At 61.7% G+C, this 1342-nt stretch carries 1 protein-coding gene; it reads right to left on the bottom strand.

The window, feature by feature from the left end; genetic code table 11:
- Positions 1-1270 (bottom strand): ISL3 family transposase (locus tag OS914_RS17970; protein WP_267547422.1); only part of this gene is annotated, 1270 nt, incomplete at its 3' end.
- Positions 1271-1342: the final 72 nt, after the last annotated feature.

The following is a 1342-nucleotide window of genomic DNA, read 5'->3' as shown; positions in this document are numbered from 1 at the left end:
ATTCCAGCAGTGATCTTGCGACGTAGTTGGTGAGGTTGCGGAAGCCGAGAGCGGAACCGCGAAGGTGTTCGAGCCGGCCATTGATGGCTTCAGTTGGCCCGTTGGAGGTTCCTGGTCGCTCGAAGTAGGCCAACACATCTGCTGCCCGGCGTTTGAGGGTTCGCCCGAGCGTTGTGAGCTCGGTGAGTGCGCTGGGAACGCCGGCGCTGACGGAGTCGATCACGACTTGCATCAACTCCCGCCCCTTGGCACGGTCTGGTTCCCGGTAGGCGGCAACCATGCGTTGGTAGATGCCCCAGCTCGCTTGAACTTCTACATGCGTATCCGTGGAGAACAGGGTTTCAAGACGTTGGCGTTGCTTGTCAGTGAGCAAATCCGCCCCGGTATGAAGCGTTAGCCTAGCCGAATACAGTGGGTCGCCGGCGCGCCCGCGATGACCGCATGTCTGCTGCTGAACGCGTCGGCGGCACGAATCCAGGGCCTCCCCGGCCAGACGGACGACATGGAATGGATCCATCACCGGAACAGCGTCGGGGAGCTCTTCGGCTGCGGCGCTCTTGAACCCGGAGAACCCGTCCATGGCCACGACTTCGATCCCGTCGCGCCAGGGTTGTGGGCGTGCTTTTAGCCAGCTGGTGAAAACCTGTTTTGAGCGGCCTTCGACCATGTCCAGCAGGCGGGAAGGGCCCGTGCCCTCACGGATCGGGGTGAGGTCAATGATGACGGTGACGTATTTGTCTCCGCGGCGGGTGTGTCGCCAAACATGCTCATCAACACCAATGACCTTTACTGCGTCGAATCGGTGCGGGTCATCAATCAACACACGCTTGCCTTCGTTGAGGACCGCCTTGTTCGCGGTATTCCAGGTCACGCCGAGGCCTTCGGCAACGCGGGCGACAGTTAGGTGTTGGCACACGATTCCTTCCAGCGCCCAGCGCAGCCCGCGGCGGGAGAGTTTCGCCCGTGATTCGGCGGCCTTGGACGTGTCTTGCCGCCATACCTTCCCGCACGCAGAGCATTTGTACCTGCGCACTCTCAGCAGCAGTGTGGTCGGACGCCAACCGAAGGGTTCATGGCCCAACCGACGAGTCACCGTGTCCCGAGGGATGCCTTGGCTCCCGCAGTTCCGGCACCAGTCATCCGGATCAACAACACGGCAGGCCAGGACGGCCCGATCGCGGCTCAGGTACTGCCCCGTGGCTTCGAGTCCGAGCTCATCGAGGCGGCAGAACGTGGTCAGGTCAGGGCTATGGAAGGTAGCGTGGAACACGAGGGCCTTGCGGTAGAGGAATCACGATCTAGACAATCCGATTCTCTCCCAAGGCCCTCACCTCAACCGAAA

It is taken from the genome of Arthrobacter endolithicus (genome assembly GCF_026627425.1).
Lineage (GTDB): Bacteria > Actinomycetota > Actinomycetes > Actinomycetales > Micrococcaceae > Arthrobacter_M.
The sequence above is the reverse complement of the archived record's forward strand: the minus strand, read 5'-3'. Positions and strand labels throughout refer to the sequence as shown.